This is a genomic window from Mesorhizobium sp. M9A.F.Ca.ET.002.03.1.2 (genome assembly GCF_003952365.1).
Lineage (GTDB): Bacteria > Pseudomonadota > Alphaproteobacteria > Rhizobiales > Rhizobiaceae > Mesorhizobium.
Window position 1 is genome coordinate 2,602,601 of record NZ_CP034443.1, and the last position, 19,587, is coordinate 2,622,187.

General features: G+C 56.9%; 13 protein-coding genes and 1 pseudogene. All 14 read left to right on the plus strand.

Features of this window, described 5'->3' with window-relative positions:
• Positions 1-226 precede the first annotated feature (226 nt).
• Positions 227-1,816: an ABC transporter substrate-binding protein gene (locus tag EJ066_RS12670; protein ID WP_126038213.1), complete on the plus strand. Its 1,590-nt coding sequence runs from the start codon at positions 227-229 to the stop codon at positions 1,814-1,816.
• Between the two features lie 6 nt (positions 1,817-1,822).
• Positions 1,823-2,095: a hypothetical protein gene (locus tag EJ066_RS12675; RefSeq protein ID WP_126038215.1), complete on the plus strand. Its 273-nt coding sequence runs from the start codon at positions 1,823-1,825 to the stop codon at positions 2,093-2,095.
• 201 nt (positions 2,096-2,296) lie between these two features.
• Entirely contained in the window at positions 2,297-3,853 is a 1,557-nt protein-coding gene (locus tag EJ066_RS12680) for a serine hydrolase domain-containing protein (protein WP_189350312.1), read from the plus strand.
• Positions 3,854-4,497: 644 nt separating this feature from the next.
• Positions 4,498-5,667 carry a M20 aminoacylase family protein gene (locus EJ066_RS12685; RefSeq protein ID WP_126038220.1) on the plus strand — a complete coding sequence of 390 codons (1,170 nt, stop codon included), beginning with the start codon at positions 4,498-4,500 and terminating at the stop codon, positions 5,665-5,667.
• Between the two features lie 514 nt (positions 5,668-6,181).
• Positions 6,182-6,634, plus strand: coding sequence for an Lrp/AsnC family transcriptional regulator (locus tag EJ066_RS12690; protein WP_126038223.1), 453 nt, complete (start codon positions 6,182-6,184; stop codon positions 6,632-6,634).
• A 199-nt stretch (positions 6,635-6,833) separates the two neighbouring features.
• Complete coding sequence (locus tag EJ066_RS12695; protein ID WP_126038190.1) at positions 6,834-7,793, plus strand: aminotransferase class IV; 960 nt, start codon at positions 6,834-6,836, stop codon at positions 7,791-7,793.
• Positions 7,794-8,660: 867 nt separating this feature from the next.
• Complete coding sequence (locus tag EJ066_RS12700; protein WP_126043839.1) at positions 8,661-10,094, plus strand: NAD-dependent succinate-semialdehyde dehydrogenase; 1,434 nt, start codon at positions 8,661-8,663, stop codon at positions 10,092-10,094.
• 6 nt (positions 10,095-10,100) lie between these two features.
• Positions 10,101-11,645, plus strand: a complete 1,545-nt coding sequence (locus tag EJ066_RS12705) for a fumarate hydratase (protein WP_126038225.1) — start codon at positions 10,101-10,103, stop codon at positions 11,643-11,645.
• Between the two features lie 501 nt (positions 11,646-12,146).
• Positions 12,147-12,644 carry an Lrp/AsnC family transcriptional regulator gene (locus EJ066_RS12710; protein WP_126038228.1) on the plus strand — a complete coding sequence of 166 codons (498 nt, stop codon included), beginning with the start codon at positions 12,147-12,149 and terminating at the stop codon, positions 12,642-12,644.
• A gap of 1,408 nt (positions 12,645-14,052) precedes the next feature.
• The gene (locus tag EJ066_RS12715) at positions 14,053-14,550 is read left to right on the plus strand and encodes a DUF4231 domain-containing protein (RefSeq protein ID WP_126038231.1); all 498 of its coding nucleotides are present in this window, start codon (positions 14,053-14,055) and stop codon (positions 14,548-14,550) included.
• A gap of 215 nt (positions 14,551-14,765) precedes the next feature.
• On the plus strand, positions 14,766-15,188 hold the full coding sequence (locus EJ066_RS12720; protein ID WP_245455131.1) for a TIR domain-containing protein: 423 nt from the start codon (positions 14,766-14,768) through the stop codon (positions 15,186-15,188).
• 350 nt (positions 15,189-15,538) lie between these two features.
• Positions 15,539-15,961 (plus strand): hypothetical protein, encoded by a 423-nt coding sequence (locus tag EJ066_RS12725; RefSeq protein ID WP_127856670.1) that lies wholly within the window; start codon positions 15,539-15,541, stop codon positions 15,959-15,961.
• A gap of 492 nt (positions 15,962-16,453) precedes the next feature.
• Positions 16,454-17,858, plus strand: a pseudogene (locus EJ066_RS12730) (aminotransferase).
• A gap of 929 nt (positions 17,859-18,787) precedes the next feature.
• Positions 18,788-19,525, plus strand: coding sequence for a LuxR family transcriptional regulator (locus EJ066_RS12735; RefSeq protein ID WP_126043841.1), 738 nt, complete (start codon positions 18,788-18,790; stop codon positions 19,523-19,525).
• Positions 19,526-19,587: the final 62 nt, after the last annotated feature.

Genomic DNA, 19,587 nt, shown 5'->3' on the forward strand with positions numbered 1-19,587 from the left:
CTGCCGCGTGCGCAAGGCGGAGGCTGAGGCTGAGACATTTCAAACCACGACGCTTTGTGCTGTCCGTGTTTCAGCAGCTGACGCATTTTGGGGCAAACCCTCCTGCCCAGGTGCTACCCTACGCGTCCTCGAACGTGTTTGTGAAGACGAATGCTTCGCCCGTGGTCGACAAGACGTAATAAGCGCGGATTAACCCGCGCCAGTGGCTCAAAAGGGGAACTGAAAGATGACGATTTCTCGACGCAACCTCTTCAAGGTGGGTGTCGCCGCCGGAGCGGCTTTATCGATCCCTTCTGTCCTGCGGGCGCAGACATCACCGGCTCCCGACCGGACTGTCCGCATGGTGATAGGCCTCGGTGTGTTCGACCCGGTCGTTTCAACGTCTGACACCACCTTCACCCACGCCTTCGCGATTTACGATACGCTGTTCGGGGTCGATTCGACGTTTGCACCGCATCCGCAGATGGTGGGAAAGTGGCGCGTATCCGACGACAGGAAGACCTATACCTTCGAGCTCCGCGATGGTCTCGGATGGCACGACGGCACCCTCGTTACCGCGGCGGACTGTGTCGCCTCAATCCATCGCTGGGGCGAGGTGGCTCCCGGCGGGCAGTTGCTCATAGCTCGGGCCAGGGATATCTCGAAAAAGGATGACAAGACCTTCACAATCGCGCTTAAGGAGCCGATGGGCGCTCTGCTCAGCATCCTGGCTTTCCAAGGCCCATTCATCATGCGCGAGAAGGACGCGAATCTTCCCCCAACGGAGCAGGTAACCGCGAATATCGGATCGGGGCCCTTCAAGTTCAATCACACTCTTGCCAAGCCGGGCGCGAGCTTCACCTACGACCGCAATGAAAAATACGTACCACGTACCGAAGCGCCCGACGGACTGGCCGGCGGGAAGATCGTTAAGGTCGATCGTGTCATCTGGGATAATATAGCCGATCAGCAGACGGCCTTGGCGGCCCTGCAAGCAGGTGAGGTTGATTTTCTCTCGCTGCCGCCAGTTGATCTCTTGCCGGTCATCGAGAGCGATCCCAACCTTGAACTGCAAGTTCTGGACAAGACGGGTCAGGATATGTTCCTGAGCATGAACTGTCTGCAAAAGCCGTTCGACAACGTGAAGGTTCGCCAAGCGATGCTTCACCTGGTCGATCAGGAGGCTGTGATGCGCGCCGCGTTCGGCGACCCAAAATACTTCCGCACTGTCACTTCGATCTTTGGAAACGAAACGCCGATGTCCAATGACGAAAATACGGGATGGTTCAAAAAGGGCGGCGACCCGGAAAAGGCCAAGCAACTCCTCAAGGAGGCGGGATATGCAGGCGAGAAAGTCGTCATTCTCGAAACCACGGATTGGCGGGAGGCCGACAATGCCGCGCAGTTCCTAGCGGTCGAGCTGCGAAAAATCGGGGTCAATGCCGAGCTTGCGCCGAGCGACTGGAGCGCGGCTACCGCCCGCCTCGATAACAAGGGCCCCGTGGAGGACGGAGGCTGGAGCATCTTCATAACTAGCGAACCTGAAGCGATACGCGGCAATGTTATCACGGCCGTGACCCTGACCATGAATGGCGAAAAAGGTTGGGTCGGTTGGCCGCAGAATGACGAATATGAGGCTCTTCGCGCCAAATGGGCAGATGTCGAAACGCTCGAAGAACGGAAGGCAATTGCCCGCAAGATGCAGCGAATATTTTGGGACTATGCTTCCCAGGTTCCGTTAGGTCAACAAATCACGCCAATCGCGCGCCGCAAGACACTCACTGGCCTCATTGGCGTGCCGGCGTGGATCCCTATGTGGAACATGCAGAAGGCTTGAGGCGCAATGGCCGCCTATCTCCTTCGCCGGTCGATTTCGACCATCGCCGTCACGGCGATGGTCGGACTCTCCGTTTTCTGCTTCTCAGTCCGGCGCCCGGCGACCGGCAGCCATGATCGCTGGCGAGTCGGCGACGCCACAGATGACGCCTGGTATTCGCTTGAGGCGCGCCGGCGACCACTAGGTAACCAAAGGTGCGAAGCGGTTCCTTACGTCGGACATGAACGGCGCTCGATTACCGGTTTCGCCTTCGCCGATCTGTCATCCCGAAACGCGTGACCTTTCACGCAGCCGCGTTACAGCCGATTTCCCGAACTGGTCAGACAGCGACACATCCAAAAGGCTGACGAGATCACAAACCACGCCGCTTCGTGCGGTCCGTGTTTCAAAAGCCGATGCATTTTGGCCCAAAACTACCTTCTCCATGCGTCATATCTCCTGAAGGACGTCCACCAGCATCACCACCGAGGAATGACGATCATGACCAGGGCACCCACCGATTTTGACAAGCGCGTCGACGCATTGTTCAGCGAGTTCAGCGGGCCGGAAATGCCTGGCGCTGTCGTCGCGGTGACCGAGAACGGTCGCGAGATTTTCGCCAAGGCCTATGGTTTGGCGAACATCAACTACGACGTCCCGATGGGGCGCAAGACCATCATCCGCATCGGTTCGCAGAGCAAGCAGTTCGCTGTGTTGCTGATCCTGATGCTGGAGGCAGAAGGCAAGCTCACTCTGGATGACGAGGTGCAGAAGCACCTGCCCTATGTGCCCCGGCTCGAGTACCCGGTCACCCTCAGGCATCTGGCCTCCAACACCAGTGGCTACCGGGACCATTTGGATGGCATGATCGTTAGCGGTCTATCAATCTTCGCGCCGTCCGACCGCCAGACCGTCCGTGATGTGATCGCCAAGCAGGACGCGCTCAACTTCAAGCCCGGCAGCGCGATGATCTATTCGAACGCCGGCTTCTTCATGCTGTCTGACATCATAGAGCAGATCGAGGGTGCGCCCTTCAACGAGGTCCTGCACAAGCGCATCACCAGCCCGCTCGGCATGAACGACACCTCGCTCGTGTTGCGCGACGGCATGGCGATAAAGCGCCTGGCCGCCCACTATACGAAACGCGCTGACGGTTGGATCCAACTGGGCTGGGGGCTGGAATTCGGCGGCGAAGGTGGCATGGTTTCGACGCTCAACGACATGGTGGTCTGGCAGCAGAACCTGATCGACGCTAAAGTCGGAAAGACGGAAATGTATCGGCGCATGGCGACGCCTTGTGTCTTCGACAATGGCGCGAACGGCTTCTACGGGCTTGGTTTGGTGACGGACGTCTATCGCGGCCGCCGCGCGGTCGGCCACGGCGGCTCCGTTGCTGGCGGCAATTCGCAATCAATGCGCTTCATCGACGGCGGGCTCGGTATTGTTATCATTGCCAACAACGACCAAGTCGCCGCCTTCGCGGTTGCTCGCCGTATCGCCGACATCTATTTCGGCGACGCCGCACCAGCGCCGATCGAACTTGCTCCCGGCCGCTACCGGCAGGAAGGCGGCCCCGATGTGTTCGAGATCGTCGCGAAGGATGGCGTGCCGACCTTCCTCGATTCCGGTGGTGTGTGCGGGTTCGATTTCGGCCATCCAGGTGGCGCCAAGCCCGAGCGCGGGATCACCGACCTGGTTCTTAGCCCCCGGCCGGACGGCAAAGTCGACGGCATCTTCTGCGGCACACCGAGGCTCTACGCACCCTTGGGCCCGGACGCCAGGGCAGCCGCACCTCTCGCCGGTCGCTACGCCAACAAGGCGCAAGGCCTAGAGGTCGAGATCGATGGCGATGCGCAGCGTGGCATGTTCCGCCTGCGCTCCGATCTCGGCTCAATGAACGCGCCCATCATCACCGCGGCCAGCGATCTCTGGTTCCTGCTCCAGCCCGGCACCAACATGCGTCACGATCCGCACTGGAGGGCGACGCTGAGCGTCACCGCCGACGGTTTCGAGATAAACTCGGACCGCGTCAAGAAATGGCGCTTCACGCGAGCCTGAGCAACATCAAAAAGGTATCCAATGTCTTCCTGAAGAGCCTTTTCCCAAGGAATTGAGACGCTGACAGGTGAGTATCTCCGCTAGATTGCTTTCTCGGCGCGGCTTCCCGGCAGGTGCGCCTGCGTTTGCGGCAGCGACCGCTGGCAGCCAGCCCGATGTCGCCCTCGCGCAGTAGGGCGGGAAGGCTGCGCGTTACCGCTCCGAGCAACTGGCACACCTGATCTATCAGCCTCTGGCTCGCTTGAGCGTGAGGTGGCGCAGCCGGGAGAAGGCTGCGAGGCCTGCAACCAAACGCTCGCCTTGAAGTTAAAGTCCCGTCGATCATCCGCACGCCACCTCGCACCCGGCCTCCTTACTGAGCGCATTCTTCCGGGCCGCTCGACCACACTGAAGCGATCGACCCAAACGGTCATCGACCAGAAGCGGCGATCTGGCTTCCTTCGATAGGTCCCAAGTGCGTCTCGACAGCTGGCGACATTTCAAACTGCACCGCATTGTGTCATGCACATTTCAGCAGGCGGTGCAGTTTGGCGCGAAGCTCACCTCAAAAAGGGCTTCATTGTCGCAGTTCCTTTCCCACCGCAACCTGCGGAAAAGAACATTGAAGCGGGTCGGAGGAATGCGTCCGAAAAGGGCTATGCAATATGAGAAGTATTGAAAAGTTCGAAGTGTTGCAGCGCGAAGCAACCGAGTGGCGCCGCTACCTCCATGAAAATCCAGAGCTCGACTATCGGTTACACAACACAGCAAGGTTTGTGACCGAAAAACTGGCCTCGTTTGGCATCAATCACATCGAAACGGGGATTGCTGAGACCGGTATCGTCGCATTAATCCAAGGCGAAGGTGGAGACGGGCCGACCATCGGATTAAGGGCGGACATGGACGCCCTGCCAATCGTTGAGGCCTCAGACAAACCCTGGTCGTCGAAAATACCCGGCAGAATGCATGCATGCGGCCACGACGGGCACACGGCCATGCTGCTAGGTGCCGCGAAGTATCTTGCGAGTACGCGCAAATTCAAGGGCTCTGTTGCCTTAATCTTTCAGCCGGCAGAAGAGATAGAATTGCCATCGGGCGGCCTAAAGATGGTCCAGGAAGGAATCATGGATCGTTTCAACATCTCCCAGGTCTTCGGCATGCACAACAATCCGGGTATGGAGATCGGCACGTTCGGCATTTGCGATGGCCCGATTATGGGGTCGCAGGACGATTTCGATATTGTCGTAAAGGGCAAAGGCGGCCATGCGGCCTCGCCGCATCGGACTGTGGATCCCGTGGTCATTGCCGCACAGATCATCGTTGGATTGCAAAGCTTGGTCTCGCGCAAAACCGATCCTAGGGAGTCGCTCGTGATCTCCGTTACGAAGTTGAAGGCCGCAGAGGCCTATAACGTCATTCCCGATCACGTCGAAATCGCCGGAACTGTCAGGACGCTCGCATCCGACCTGCGAAACTTCGCCGAACGAGACATCTTGGCATCGGCCCAGGGGATTGCGCGCGGGTTCGGCGCGGACGTGGAGTTCAACTACCGTCGATCCGTTCCGGTTACCTTCAACCATACCGAGGAAACCAATTTGTCGATCACGGCGGCACGCAACCTCGTGGGCCCCGCCTCAGTAGACGACAAGATTGGAATCAGTATGGGGGCGGAGGACTTCGCCTATATGCTTGAGGCCCGGCCTGGCGCCATGATTTTCCTTGGCAATGGGTCATCCCCGCCCCTGCACAATCCAGCGTACGATTTTAACGACGAAGCCTTGTCCTATGGCATCCGCTACTGGGTCCGCTTAGTCGAGACAGTGTTGCCCGTTTGAGTTGGAACTCGACAGAACTGGGTGGTCGACATCTCAACGGGTTGCGCGCAACGGAGGTACTAAGAAGAAAGCCATGGCCGCTCACGACTTTGCTCCCATGACGATCATCTCTCACGCACCGTTGTCGCAAATCGAATATCAACAGCGGATCAGACGAGTGCGGCATTTAACGAGGGAAACATGCTCTCTTCGAACGAATCCGTGATCATTGACAAGCCAGGCAAAAGAACGCGGATCGTCTCATGCAACCATCCTCGAATTCTGAGGTTTGCACCAAATGGGTCAGTTGCTGAAATGCGGATCATGCAAACCCGCGCGTTCTAAAATGTTGCAAGCTTAGACCACTTCGCACCGATTTAAAACCGGAATGGGCGCGCATTCGATCATCCAGCGACCGAGGAGTGCGTGGTTTGTTTCAGTTTTCGGGAGAAATTGCAATAGACATTGCGCAAATTCGTGCGAATGTTAAAGTCCTTGAGCGATTATTGAGTCTTCGACATGGCGGCATTGCACGGTGGACGACCTAGACCGAAGGATCCTTACTGCGCTGCAGAAGAACAACCGGCTCTCCTTTGCCGAACTCGCGGAGCTTGTCGGTTCTTCGGCCGCCTCGTGCATGCGTCGAGTGAACAAGTTGCGTGTGGATGGCGTAATCGTCGCGGATATCTCGCTCGTGGATCCGAAGGCTCTTGGCAAATCGCTTGCCGTTGTGGTGACCGTAGAGCTTGATCGTGAACGTCTGGACCTTGTCGACGATTTTAAGCGCGCGATGCGGGCGGCCAAGGAGGTTAGCCAGTGCTATATGGTCACGGGCGACGCCGATTTTGTCCTGATCGTGGCTGTTGAGGACGTCGAGGCCTTTGACGTCTTCGTCAAAACGAAGCTCTATACCAATCCTAATGTCCGAAAATTTAAGAGCATGATCGCGCTTGATCGTGTCAAGTTCGAGCCGCGGGTTTTGGTGTAACCTTGGGCGGATTGCGCTGAAGCCTTCACTCCGGGCTGCCTTTTGAAACCGCCATTGCGCATCCACCATCAGATTGGGCTTTTTCGCGTGGAGAAACGTGCGATCTACGGACGCAGTGGATCCTGCGTCGGGACGGTGTGGTTGCCAGACTGCTCGACGCGGGCAAAGCAACCGTCCCGGGGGTAAGGAAGGAGAAAGAATGACGCTCGCTATGACGCAGCTCTTAGGTGCTCTTCCAACTGTGGACGAGCATCACGTCGATCGACGTCAGTATCCGCGCGGGGTTGCTTTCATGGATGGGCAATACCTGCCCATGTCCGAGGCCAAGGTCTCCGTGCTCGATTGGGGTTTCCTGCACTCGGATGCCACCTACGACACGGTGCACGTCTGGAAGGGCAGGTTCTTCCGGCTGGACTTGCATCTCGACCGCTTCTTTGGGGGCGTGGAACGGCTGCGAATGAAGCTTCCCTATGATCGCGAAAAGATAGCCTCGATCCTCAACAATTGTGTCGCTCTGTCGGGGCACCAGTCGGCGTATGTGGAGATGATCTGCACGCGCGGCACATCGCCGACATTCAGTCGCGATCCCCGCCAAGCGGAGAACCGCTTCATGGCGTTTGCTGTGCCTTTTGGCTCGGTCGCCAACAAGGAACAGCTGGAAAGAGGCTTGCACGTCGCGATCAGCGAGACCGTCCGCATTCCGCCTAAGTCGGTCGATCCAGCGATCAAGAACTATCATTGGCTCGATCTCGTGAAGGGGCTTTTTGACGCCTATGACATGGGGGCTGAGACAGCGCTGATCGTCGATACGAACGGGCACATTGCGGAGGGCCCCGGCTTCAATGTGTTCGTTGTTAAGGACGGCTCCCTGAGGACGCCTGCTTTTGGCGTGTTGCCGGGGATCACGCGCCGAACCGTGTTCGATCTTTGCGCCGAGATCGGCCTCTCTGCCACGGCTGCCGATATCAGTCGCGCCGAGATCAAAGACGCTGACGAGGTGTTCATCACCTCGACTGCCGGCGGCATTATGCCCGTGACCCGCATCGGCGACGCCTCGGTCTCTAATGGACACGTCGGACCCGTCACCAGACGGCTCATGGACCTCTACTGGCAAAAGCACGATGATCCGCAATGGACGACTGCTGTCACCTACCCGTGATTGGAAACGAGCCATGTGCGAGCAATTTGCTAAGCGGTTAGTCCAATTCAGTTGGCCCGGTGACCACAATCGAATTGGTAGGCAACCGCGAGAACAAAAAGCGTTTCGACCCGTCGCTCAAAGTGGGGTGGCCCACCTCGAGAGTTGGCCGAATTGTGGTCTGGTGGTTCGCGCAATGCCGACCAGCGATATCTTTGGACAGCGCTGTGCGCTGACGGCCGGAAGATCTTCCGGCTTCGCTGTGCTGGTCGCTACGGCTCCAAATTCGCATCGCCTAATTCTGCCGAGCGGGGCTGTATCGGAAGATTTGCACCTAGACCAATTTAGTTCGCCCGGGCGAGTCAGATGACTTTTGACTTTGAGTTAGCTCGAAGAGCGGCGCGAGAAAAACCACGCCTTTGTCCGGAATTTTCAGATCGAACGGGTATCTGGTTGCCGAATATGATCGAGCGGCTGTTTCTTGTTGTCGTCCGTCGAAGGATTGAGGGCGGCTTGGATCTAAAAGATCGAGAATCAAAGGATTAGCCCGATAGATAAAAATTCACACAAGCGGAGCAGGCGATGTCGGACGCCGCGAGCTATGACCCTTTCGAAGCCATCTGGCGAGCCGGCTGTGGCTGGCGAAACAGCCACGACGCAGGGCTGATCGGCCATGGCGTCGGACACGGGCCTGTAGCATTCATTAATTGTGCGAAGGCCATTGGTGATTCTGAACGGCCAGAACGATCTAGATTCCAGATGGACCTCGGCAATATTCCATATTTGACCCGCCGCGGCCGTAGCGATGAAACTGGCCCAAGCGAGTTCAGCAGTTTCGATATCGAAACCGCGCTCGTATGGCCAGAATTGATTCAAGTGGAGCCCTCGATGTCCGACGCCAAGAGCTATGAGCTCTTCATTAACGGCAAATGGCGAGCCGGTGGTAGCCGAGCCTCTTTGCCGGTGATCAACCCGGCGACGGAGAAGGTATTTGCCTCAGTGGCCTCGGCTACGGTTTCGGACTTGGATGAAGCTCTTGCTTCGGCAGAACGCGGCCGCAAGGCGTGGTCCTCACGATCCGCCAAAGAGCGTGGCGAGATCCTCGTCTCTGCCGCCAGCATTCTGGCAGAGAAAGCTGGCGTCGCAGCCAGGGACCTGTCGTCCGAACAGGGAAAGACGATTGCCGAGGCGGCAGGGGAATACGCGCGCGCGGTCGAAACGCTGGAATGGAATGGCCGACATGCCGATGAGTTGTCGGTCCCGATTCCGTTGGGCTCGAACAGGATGATAGTCCCGGAGCCGCTCGGTGTCGTCGCTGCCTTTACGCCGTGGAACTATCCGGCCGTTCTTATCGCCCGCAAGCTCGCCCCCGCGCTGGCGGCAGGCTGCCCGGTGATCCTCAAAGGGGCCGAAGAGACGCCAAGCGTGGCTGTCCATATCGTGGAATCTTTGCGTCAAGCAGGGATACCGGAAGGCGTGGTCAACCTGGTCTTCGGTGTTCCTGTGCATATATCGCGGCATCTGCTCAGTTCGCCAATTGTGAAAGTCTTGACGTTCACGGGGTCAACTGCTGTTGGAAAACAGCTGGCCACGCTCGCCGCGAATAATTTGCAGCGCTGCATCCTCGAACTCGGTGGACATTCCCCGGTTATTGTGTGCGAAGATGCGGACCTGGCAAAGGCGATACCGGCTATTTCGGAATACAAATTCGAGTGCGCGGGCCAGAGCTGTAATGCGCCCAGCAGGATTCTTGTCGCCCGATCCCGCTATGAGGAATTCCTGGTCCGGATGACGGAGGCGGTCCGAAAAATCAGGATCGGTCCACCGGATGACCCTGCAACGCAAATGGGGCCAATGGCAAACGCGCGGCGAATCGAGGCCATGCAACGCCTGACCAAAGATGCGGTAGAGGGCGGCGCCCGCATCGAGACCGGTGGCACCCCCCTTGACCGACCGGGGTTTTACTGGCCGCCAACCATCCTGACGGGCGTACCGAAGCAAGCGAGAGTGCTTCATGAAGAGCCGTTCGGACCGATTCTCACCGTGGCGCCTTTCGATACGATCGAAGAGGCGATCGAGGAAGCCAACGCCACCGAGTACGGGCTGGCCGCCTACTTGTTCACTGGCGTTGCCGATACGCAAGAGAAGCTTATCAATGGTCTTTCTGCGGGCGCTGTTAGTGTGAATTACCTGAAAGGGGTTTCCGCTGATGCCCCTTATGGAGGAGTCAAGCAAAGCGGCTATGGATATGAAGGCGGCGAGCAGGGGGTGCGAAGCTTCCAAATCCTTAAAATGGTGAATGGCCTCGGTTCATTTGGATAAAATCCGGTGGGAAATAGAACACGGACCATCGCGGGCAAGGACATCACAAGAAGCGTCGCCGACGCCCTTCAGTACATCTCATACTACCACCCTCCAGATTATATCCGGTCTCTTTCTCACGCATACACGCGAGAACGGAGCCCGTCGGCGAAGAACGCCATAGGTCAGATTCTGCTGAACTCCCGCATGGCGGCCTTTGGGCGGCGCCCGATCTGTCAGGACACCGGACTTGTGGTGGTCTTCGCAAAGGTCGGCATGGATGCCCGCATCAAGTCAACCGCCAGTTTCGCTGATCTTGTGAATGAGGGCGTACGCCAAGCCTATCTCGATCCGGACAATCCCCTTCGGGCATCGATCGTTGCGGATCCGCTCGCCACACGGATCAACACCCGTGACAACACACCGGCAGTTGTCCATGTCGACCTGGTGCAAGGTAACCAGATTGAGATCACCATCGCCGCGAAAGGCGGCGGGTCGGAGAACAAGGCACGTTTTACCACCCTCAATCCCAGCGCCTCCGTTTCCGACTGGGTGGTCAATACCGTTTCGACCCTTGGCAGCGGGTGGTGTCCACCTGGACTGATCTCTGTCGGCATCGGTGGTAGCGCTGAAAAGGCGATGCTGCTGGCCAAGGAGGCCATGAATGAGCCCATCGATATGGCGGAACTGATCGCAATGGGGGCGTCAAGCGCAGAGGAGGGGCTGCGGATTGAGCTTTATGAGCGGATCAACGCGCTTGGTATCGGCGCCCAAGGCCTTGGTGGTCTAACGACAGTCGTTGACGTCAAGGTTGCGACCTATCCTACTCATGCGGCGTCCAAGCCTGTGGCGCTCATCCCGCAATGCGCCGCCAACCGGCACCTGAAGTTTACTTTGGACGGCTCTGGACCCATCACCCTCCAGCCGCCCGATTTGCGCGAATGGCCCGACATCGGAGCCGACGAATTGAACCCAGCCGGCGTCCGGCGGGTCAATTTAGATACGCTGACGAAGGAAGAGACGGCATCGTGGCGCTGCGGTGAAACGCTCCTGCTGTCTGGAAAGATACTGACGGGCCGTGACGCTGCCCACCAACGAATGATCGAGCTGCTCGTTGCCGGTAAACCGCTTCCGGTCAACCTGCGGGGAGGCGTGATTTACTACGTCGGCCCCGTCCGGGCAGTGAGGAATGAGGTTGTTGGACCCGCTGGTCCAACAACCTCCAGCCGCTTGGACGATTTTACGGACAAGGTGCTCGCCGAAACCGGCCTTTTCGCGATGGTGGGCAAAGCGGAGAGGGGACCGGCGGCCATCGCGTCGATTGTAAGACACAAAACGCCATACCTTGCTGCAGTGGGTGGCGCTGCGTACCTGATTTCAAAATCGATCAAGGCGGCGCGGATCGTTGCCTTTGAAGACCTGGGCATGGAAGCCATCTATGAATTCGAGGTGCAGGACATGCCTGTCATCATGGCTGTCGATGTTGAGGGAAACTCCATTCACAATTCCGGGCCTCTTGAATGGCGGAAGCGTATGGCGGCAGACAGCATCGCACGCAACATCGGCGTTTGAGTCTTTCCGTTGGGCGATTTCGGCCAGACTCCCGCGCCAAATTGTCGGGCAAGCCGTAAGACGAGCGGCATTTGCGGTGCCATGCGCCTCGGCGAGCCGGACGAGCAAGGCCTTCAATTCACTCCAATAGCTGAATGTGCCAGTGAATACTGCACTGAATATGCCATACACGCGATCGAGGCTCGAATGCCGTCGCGGCGTCTATCAAGTACGGCAGCGGAGTTCAGTAAATGGGTTATCTATTTTATCAGGAGGTCTCCGCCGCGGCCGGCTATCCTCTCCAGCTGCATCATTGCCCCGTTAGGCGTCGGGGCGATAGCCAAACTACTTCTGCAGCTTTTCTCAGCGGATCGCTCTCCCTCAGCTGATTTTCGTACCCCATTCTGGCACATCTCGGGCCGAGAAACAGATGCCTTCCACTACTACATTCGGTCGTTTCAATTGATGATAGAATTGATCGGCACACAACGCGATGTCGATCGCTGCTTGAGAGCATAGGTTATGAAGTCGAAACCCGATCCCGTGCAACTCGACAGTTGGGACGTCCGGATTCTCTCCGAAATTCAGGCAGACGGTCGGATTTCAAAAAGTGAGCTTGCAAAACGAGTTCATCTTTCGGCATCGGCCTGTTCGGAGCGGCTCCGAGCACTCAAGGCCGCAGGGATTATTGAGGGATTCTATGCGCGACTGAGTCCTGCCCTCATTGGCGGCATGATCTTTGTGATGGTAGAGGTCGTGCTGGATCGTCATCGTCTTGAGGACCAACGACACTTCGAAACTGCAATCCAAGAGATTCCGGAAATCCTGGACTGCTGGGCAATTGGGGGGCGCGTCGATTATCTGATGCGGGTCGCATCTCGTTCTATGGCCGCCTATCAGGATTTCATGGAGGGACTGCTGCAGGCAGGCTTAGGGATTGATCAATACTATAGCCTTGTCGTTACGAAACCAGTGAAGTCCAATTCACCGATACCCTTGTCCGCCCTGAGGCAACGGTAAAACCGAAAAGCTTAAGTTTCAACGGCGTTTGGCACGGATCCCGTAGATTCGTCGGCAAAAAGCACCCATTCCGACGAAACTCAAGGGACATTTGCGGTATACTAATTCCTGGAAAAAGGTGGCCGAGCGCTATCCGCCAGTTGATGGCGAGGAAGGACGATGCGCTTGAGCAATCTGGAACCGATCAATTCCAGGAGACGGATCGAAGCAGCCATCGGACGCACTTGGCCAGCACGGTTGCGGCGAGAAGCCAAACCGGATCGTGCCTGGTGGAGGAGGCGTCCATATCTGAGATGCGAAGTGCCGAAAAGTGCATCTACAGCTATCTCAAGGGGGGAACCTTCGCCCTGGATTGGCGATCGGGGGCGATTGAGCTTAGTCGCGGTCAGCGCATCCGTGTAGGGGGCGAAATCTACAGCGAGGAATTGGCAAGCCGACGGGTAGCGGGAGTGCAAGCTGGCCCGCTCGGCCTTGGCGAGCAAACCGGCCCTCGACGCCTGCGGATATTCGGAGATCGCTCCATCTCCTTTCTACGTCGTAAGTTCGTTGCTGTTCGAGATTAGGAGATTGTCTGTCCTGTTTGACATTGCTGGTCTCCGCAGCCTTCTGAGCGAGGAGCATCGCTGAGCCGCGGTCGCGTAGGTGGGTGACAAGGCCGGTCACGCCCGCCAGCCGAGTGGTCTTCGAGAAGGGTGGAGGTTGCGCTACCGGCTGGAGAGAATGGTGCCAGTTTTCACAAGACAAGGGGTCGCTTAATCGAATGGGCGTCTAGTTCATAGATTGCGAACAGATCATGGGGGATTTGAATAGTGCTACTGACCGAGGCAGAGCTGAAAAAAGTTGCGAATGCCAGTCGAGGACATAGAGCCGCATCGATCGTTCTAAAGGAAGAGATGGCCGCAGCTACAGCCAGATCGTCATTCGACGTTTTTCTGTCACATTCGTTCAAGGACGCAGAGATCGTTCTCGGTGTGAAGCGAATTTTTGAGGAGCTTGGGTTCACTGCTTATGTAGATTGGATCGAAGATTCACAATTGGACCGCACAAAGGTCTCCTCTGCCACTGCCGAGTTGCTGCGGACCCGTATGAGGCAGTCAAAGACGCTAATCTATGTGCATTCAAACAATTCTCCAGGATCCAGATAGATGCCTTGGGAGCTTGGCTTTTTCGATGGCTTTCGGACCGCGGTAGCAGTTCTCCCCGTGGCAAAAAATTCTTCGGAAACATTCTGTGGGCAAGAATTTTTGGGCCTATACCCGTACATCGATGGGACCGGACCTGCAATCCTGTTTATAAACAGAGGGACCGCGTCTAGCTCAAGACTAGGCTCTGTAAGCTCGACTGCAAACGTTACGTTTGCCAAATCATGGCTTAAAGAATTTGCTGGCACAAATAGAGGTGCTCTGAAGTGAAATATCCTGGACTTTATAATAGCGCCGACATGGCGTCTAACGAGCAGCAGGCGACATTTCTTAGCCTGATCCGGGCAGAGTACGTTATTCTTTTTTCGGCCTCTGTTCTCTCTTTGGATTTGTGGCCATCAAAGGCCTATTTCGGTGTGTATGCTGCGGTGTTTCTTTGCTCAATGGGAATCCTCATTTTCCGGTCGGTCACAAAGCCCGAGCAGGTCTGGTATCAAGCTAGAGCTTTGGCAGAGTCAGTAAAGACATTGACCTGGCGCTTTGCGATGCGAGCACAGCCGTTCGATGACACGCGTGCGGCCGACGCTAGAGCTGATTTTCGCAAGCTCATGGAAGGTATCCTTGATAGCAATCGAAGGGACTCCCCGCTAAAAGAGCGAAAAGAGCTATATCTGCAGACACGAATTTGCGAGCAACGTAAGTGGTACGAGAAGAAAGCGCGCTCGAACAGAGATCCGCAAAAATTTGGATGGGCCTTGGTGTGATTGCTTACGCTCTGGGGTTCTCGTTCATCGTGGTACGCATCGCTGACCCAGCGATACCAGGCTGGCCGCCAGCTCACGAGATCGGATTGACTGCCGACCTTATTACGGACGCCATCTCGGATGAGGCATTCTCCGCGGCGGTGAACGAAGCCGAACTGGCTTTCTCAAGGGAGCACACCCAGTGGGTTGCTCGTCAAAACAACTAAGAGACAACAATGGCATACAGCGATCCGATCTATGTAATATTTGACGGCGATGAAGACGCTTGGGCATACCGCTTTATGAAAGGGTGGAATGCCAGCGAGAATGTGAGTTTTGAATTCGCGAACGCTCACGATCTGGACAATATGACGAGCCGAGCACAGGACGAAGATTATGTTAAACGCAATCTTCGCAACAGAATGAATGGATCGAGCCAGGTACTTGTCCTGATCGGTGAGAAAACGAAAAACCTTTTTCGCTTCGTGCGCTGGGAAATGGAATTGGCCCTTGATCTAGGTCTGCCGATAATCGCAGCAAACCTTAACGGCTCGCGACAACTAGATGCGAGCTGTCCGCCCATCATCAGGGACAAATGTGTTGTGCCACGTGCCGTTCAAGATGAAGGCTATCAAGCACGCGCTTGCCCATTGGCCTAACGAGTTTCATCGGCTTTCAAACGCTCAGCGTGCCAATGGCGCCAGGAGCTATGGCGAAACCACGTATCGGAATCTCGGGTTATAATAACCCACCTAAAGTACTTAGCCGCAGGACATCCTCGCCATCCACTGGCGGCGACTAACCTTGCAGCGTTCACCGGCGCGTTCCGAGCTTGCCGAGCCGCTGATAATCCGTGGAGACGTCCCATTTGCTGAGTTTGGCTGAAGGGTGCAGGTCATGAGCGCAACCATTAGGAGGAGCCCTGCTCGAAGCATGAGATCGAGTGATCACGTCGGGCGAGGGGCGCTGGTTTCGAGAGGAAAAGGAGCGGCTGCTCGACGTTTGAGGCTTGAGCCAGCGTTTCAAGACTGCACGATTGGCCAGCATTGATGGAGGCAGCTTTTCAGGCGGCGCAAAGAGTTCTGTCGGTTCGCCCGCGTCCCGCGAGCCGCAGCTCGGCTCGCCCTGCGCAGCAACCACGAATTTGCGATCGCAAGAAGGGCAACACACTGACGACAGAACTTGGCGGCGCTGGTCGGCTGCGAATCAAGATGTCGATGGCGAGGCGCTCTCGCCGCGCGTCTTTGCCGGGCCGAACCTGCTGGCTGTTCCTTTGAGAAGTCTGCCGAGCACCAGCCGCTGCACCGCCAAAGCGATCGCTATGCGCGAGGGCACGACCTCAGCCTCTCAGCGCTGGCCAACCAGGTTGGGGCCTGTGCCGCGGCACGGAACCCGCCGCCTGCTGATCGAGGCGAATGTGATTTTCCCCTGATCACCTGCGTTACCACCCTGGGGAAGGGCAAGACCGATCCGGACCATCAGAATGTAAGGGATGACCGGCGTTCGGCGGAACATGGCCGGCGGCGCTCTATCGTGCCTCGCGCTGGGCTATGCCAAAGGCTCCGCGCCAGCGCCCGTCGCTCACCCGCCCAGCAGGGCACAACCCACGCCGGAAACGAACTCAAAACTGGATAGAAACTGGGGGCAACGTCACCCGCTAATCGGGCACTATGCTGGGCGCATACGTGTCGTAAGCTGTTCGTGTTTGCAGTACGCGCCCTGACGTCGCAAAATCAGTGAGATCCAATTCAACGCTCCTGCGAAGGTGGCGCCTTAGTTTTCACGGCAATTCGGGCCGATCCCGCGAATTCCGCGGCGAATAACCTGCATTCCCGAGAAACTCGAGAGACGTTTCCGGTATGCTATTTGCTAAACAGGTGGCTGGCCGAGTGCCCTCCGCCAATCTATCGCGAGGAGAGGGACGATGCGCTCGAGCAATCTGGGAACCGAGCAACTCCAGGAGAAGGATCGAAGCTTCGTCTTTCATCCGTCTACACATTTGGCCAAGCACAGTCGCGGAGAGACGCCAAACCGGATCATGGCCGGAGCGGACGGCGTCTATATCTGGGACACCGAAGGCCGACGGAGCCTCGACGGTTTCGGAGGGCTCTACTGCGTCAACATGGGATACGGGTGCACGGAGATCGCCGAGGCCATTGCCAGGCAAGCACGCGAATTGCCGTTCGCGCACGTCTATGCCAGCCAAGGTACGGAGCCGGTCGCCCTGTTGGCAGAGGCCGTGGTCGAGTATTTCGGTCAGAACATGCGAAGGGTCTATTTCGGCCTCTCCGGTTCCGATGCTAACGAAACCAACATCAAGCTGGTCTGGTACTATAATAACATTCTTGGCCGGCCCGAAAAGAAAAAGATCATCTCGCGAAATCGCGGCTATCACGGGTCTGGATTGGTCACGGGTAGCCTAACTGGCCTTCCCTTCTTTCACAATTTCTTCGACCTGCCTCTGGATTTGGTGCGCCATACAACCACGCCGCACTATTACCGCCAGGCGCGTATCGAGGAGAGCGAGGAAGCGTTCTCCCGGCGCTGTGCCGATGAGCTTGAAGCCTTGATCCTGGCCGAAGGACCGGAAACGGTTGCAGCTTTTATCGGAGAGCCGGTACTTGGGACAGGAGGTATTGTGCCGCCCCCCAAAGGGTACTGGACGTCCATTCAAGCGGTGCTCGACAAATACGATATCCTTTTAATCGCCGATGAAGTGGTCTGCGGCTTCGCGCGAACCGGCGAGAAGTTCGGTTCCCACCTGTATAACATGCGTCCGGATTTCGTGACCATCGCAAAGGGTTTGAGTTCCGCCTACCTCCCCATCTCCGGGTCAATCATTGGCGACCGTGTCTGGTCGGTTTTGGAACAAGGAACTGAGAAGCACGGCGCACTCGGCCACGGCTGGACATATTCGGGGCACACGCTTTGTGCCGCAGCCGCGCTCGCCAATATTCGACTGCTTAAAGAAAAAATATTTTGGAGCATGTCCGCGATGTTGGACCGTATTGGCAAGACCGGATGAAGGCCGAGCTGGCGGGGCATCCCATCGTTGGTGAAGTTCGCGGAGTGGGTATCCTGTCGGCCGTAGAGATGATGCGGGACCCAAAACAAAGGATACCATTCGAACCCGACCTTCAGGTCGGGGTGCGCACTGCAGCTGCTCTGTTTGAGAATGGTGTCATCGGACGGGCCATGCCGCATGGCGACATCCTCGGTTATGCACCCCCCTGATCATTACCCGAAAAGAGATCGACATCATTGTCGACGCGACGGTAAAGTCGGTCGATACCACCTATCGCGCGCTGAAGGCCGAGGGTGCCGTATGATTTTGCGATCGCGAAGGAGCGAGTCCGGAGGCAGGCATGTCCCTGCGCGCTACTGCGCCGAGCAGACCCAAAACTGTTGAATTCCAGATATCTGATCTTGAGCATGCTCCGGACTATTTCAGTCACGAACCGAATCAGTTCTGCCGCCGCTGTCCTGTTGCCCAACGACCAGGACCTCTGTGCGGCGCGCCCTGCGGGTGTACCTCCCCGCCGGCAGGGCGCCCTTTTTGACCCACGTAATCAGAATCATTATGGCCCGTCCGGAATCGAGGGTCTGGTAAAGGTCATCTGCACGTTCCGATGCAGATTGAGCTTAGACTCGCCCTTTACATCATTGCAGCGGGCCACGGTCGCCGGTTCCAAAGGCGGCAACGCCGAAGATATCTTCCTTCACATCACAAAGAGCAGAATAATCATTGCGGTGAATTTTATCACGTCATGTATATAAAAGGACGATACTCACACGCCATCCCGTTCACAAGGAAAAGGCATTTTAACATTGTTGAGACGATTTGCCTATCAAAGAAAAGAAAGCATCGCAACACTTCGTTCCGGATCATGGCGCCCTGGGTGGGGGATGAGCGGCTATCCGAATTGTTATGCTCGTGCCGACCCAAATTCCTGCAAAAGCTGGGTCAATGATGGCTTTTGGTCAGCGCAGGATGATTTCTCCTGATTTGGACGGTGCAGGGGCGGTCATGATTTAATGCATGGAGATTCTCTGATTGAGCTGTTGAAAGATCATGAGGCGTCTGCCAGACACCCATCGGGCGAGCCCAGCATGATTGGGATGACCGGCGAAGATCGAAAGTGTGGCAGCATTCTGGAGCCTGGTCAGCCCAGCGACGCCCGCGAAGTCAATCGCGTTTGTCGGGACATACACGACGCAGCCGGAAGGCGTGCAGAAAGAGGAAGAATCGAGCGCGACGATGACGAGGGACATGCCACTTGTTTTCGAGACATTCCTTGAAAGACTGTCACAGAGTATCGATGAGGCAGATTTCCGGGATGCCATGGCTGAGGCGGCCGGACGACTTGACCTAATCTCCTTTGCGTACCTCTCCTTGCCAGCACGGCCTTCCGGCAAACCGAGGCTAATTTCGAACTATCCACCCCGCTGGACCAGACAGTATCTCGAAAATCAGTATGAGAAACTCGATCCTGTGGTCTTGCGTGCTCGAAATGGCGGCTGCCCGTTTCACTGGGGATCGAATTTGGGAGGCGATAAAATGTCGCCGGCTCAACAGCAGCTATTCGATGAGGCGGCTCAATTCAGCATCTGCTGCGGTTTGACGATCCCAATTGTCGATCTCCGCGGCCGCATCGCTGCGGTTACTTTTGCCGCCGATGAGCCTCGTCCAGTATTTCTTCGGGTCGCTGAGCGGTACGAACAAGCTCTTCAGCTGATGGCGGCCTGCTTTCATCGTTGCGTTCGCCGCAAACTGCCGAGCGATCGAACAGTGGATGGGATTTCGCTGACATCCCGCGAATATGAGTGCCTGCGGTGGGCAGCGCGGGGTAATTCAGCCTGGGTGACCGGCCGCATCTTGGGCATCAAGCCACGCACGATCGCTTTTCATTTGGACAATGCCAAGAAGAAGCTAGGCGTGCGAACCCAAAATCAGGCTATAGCCCTTTTGGGGTCCGAAGGGTCCTCAATTCTCTGAGAAGCTTTTTGATCCGGTTGTGCTCGGTCCATTCGATCGCGCGGTTTGTATCGAGCGTTGAC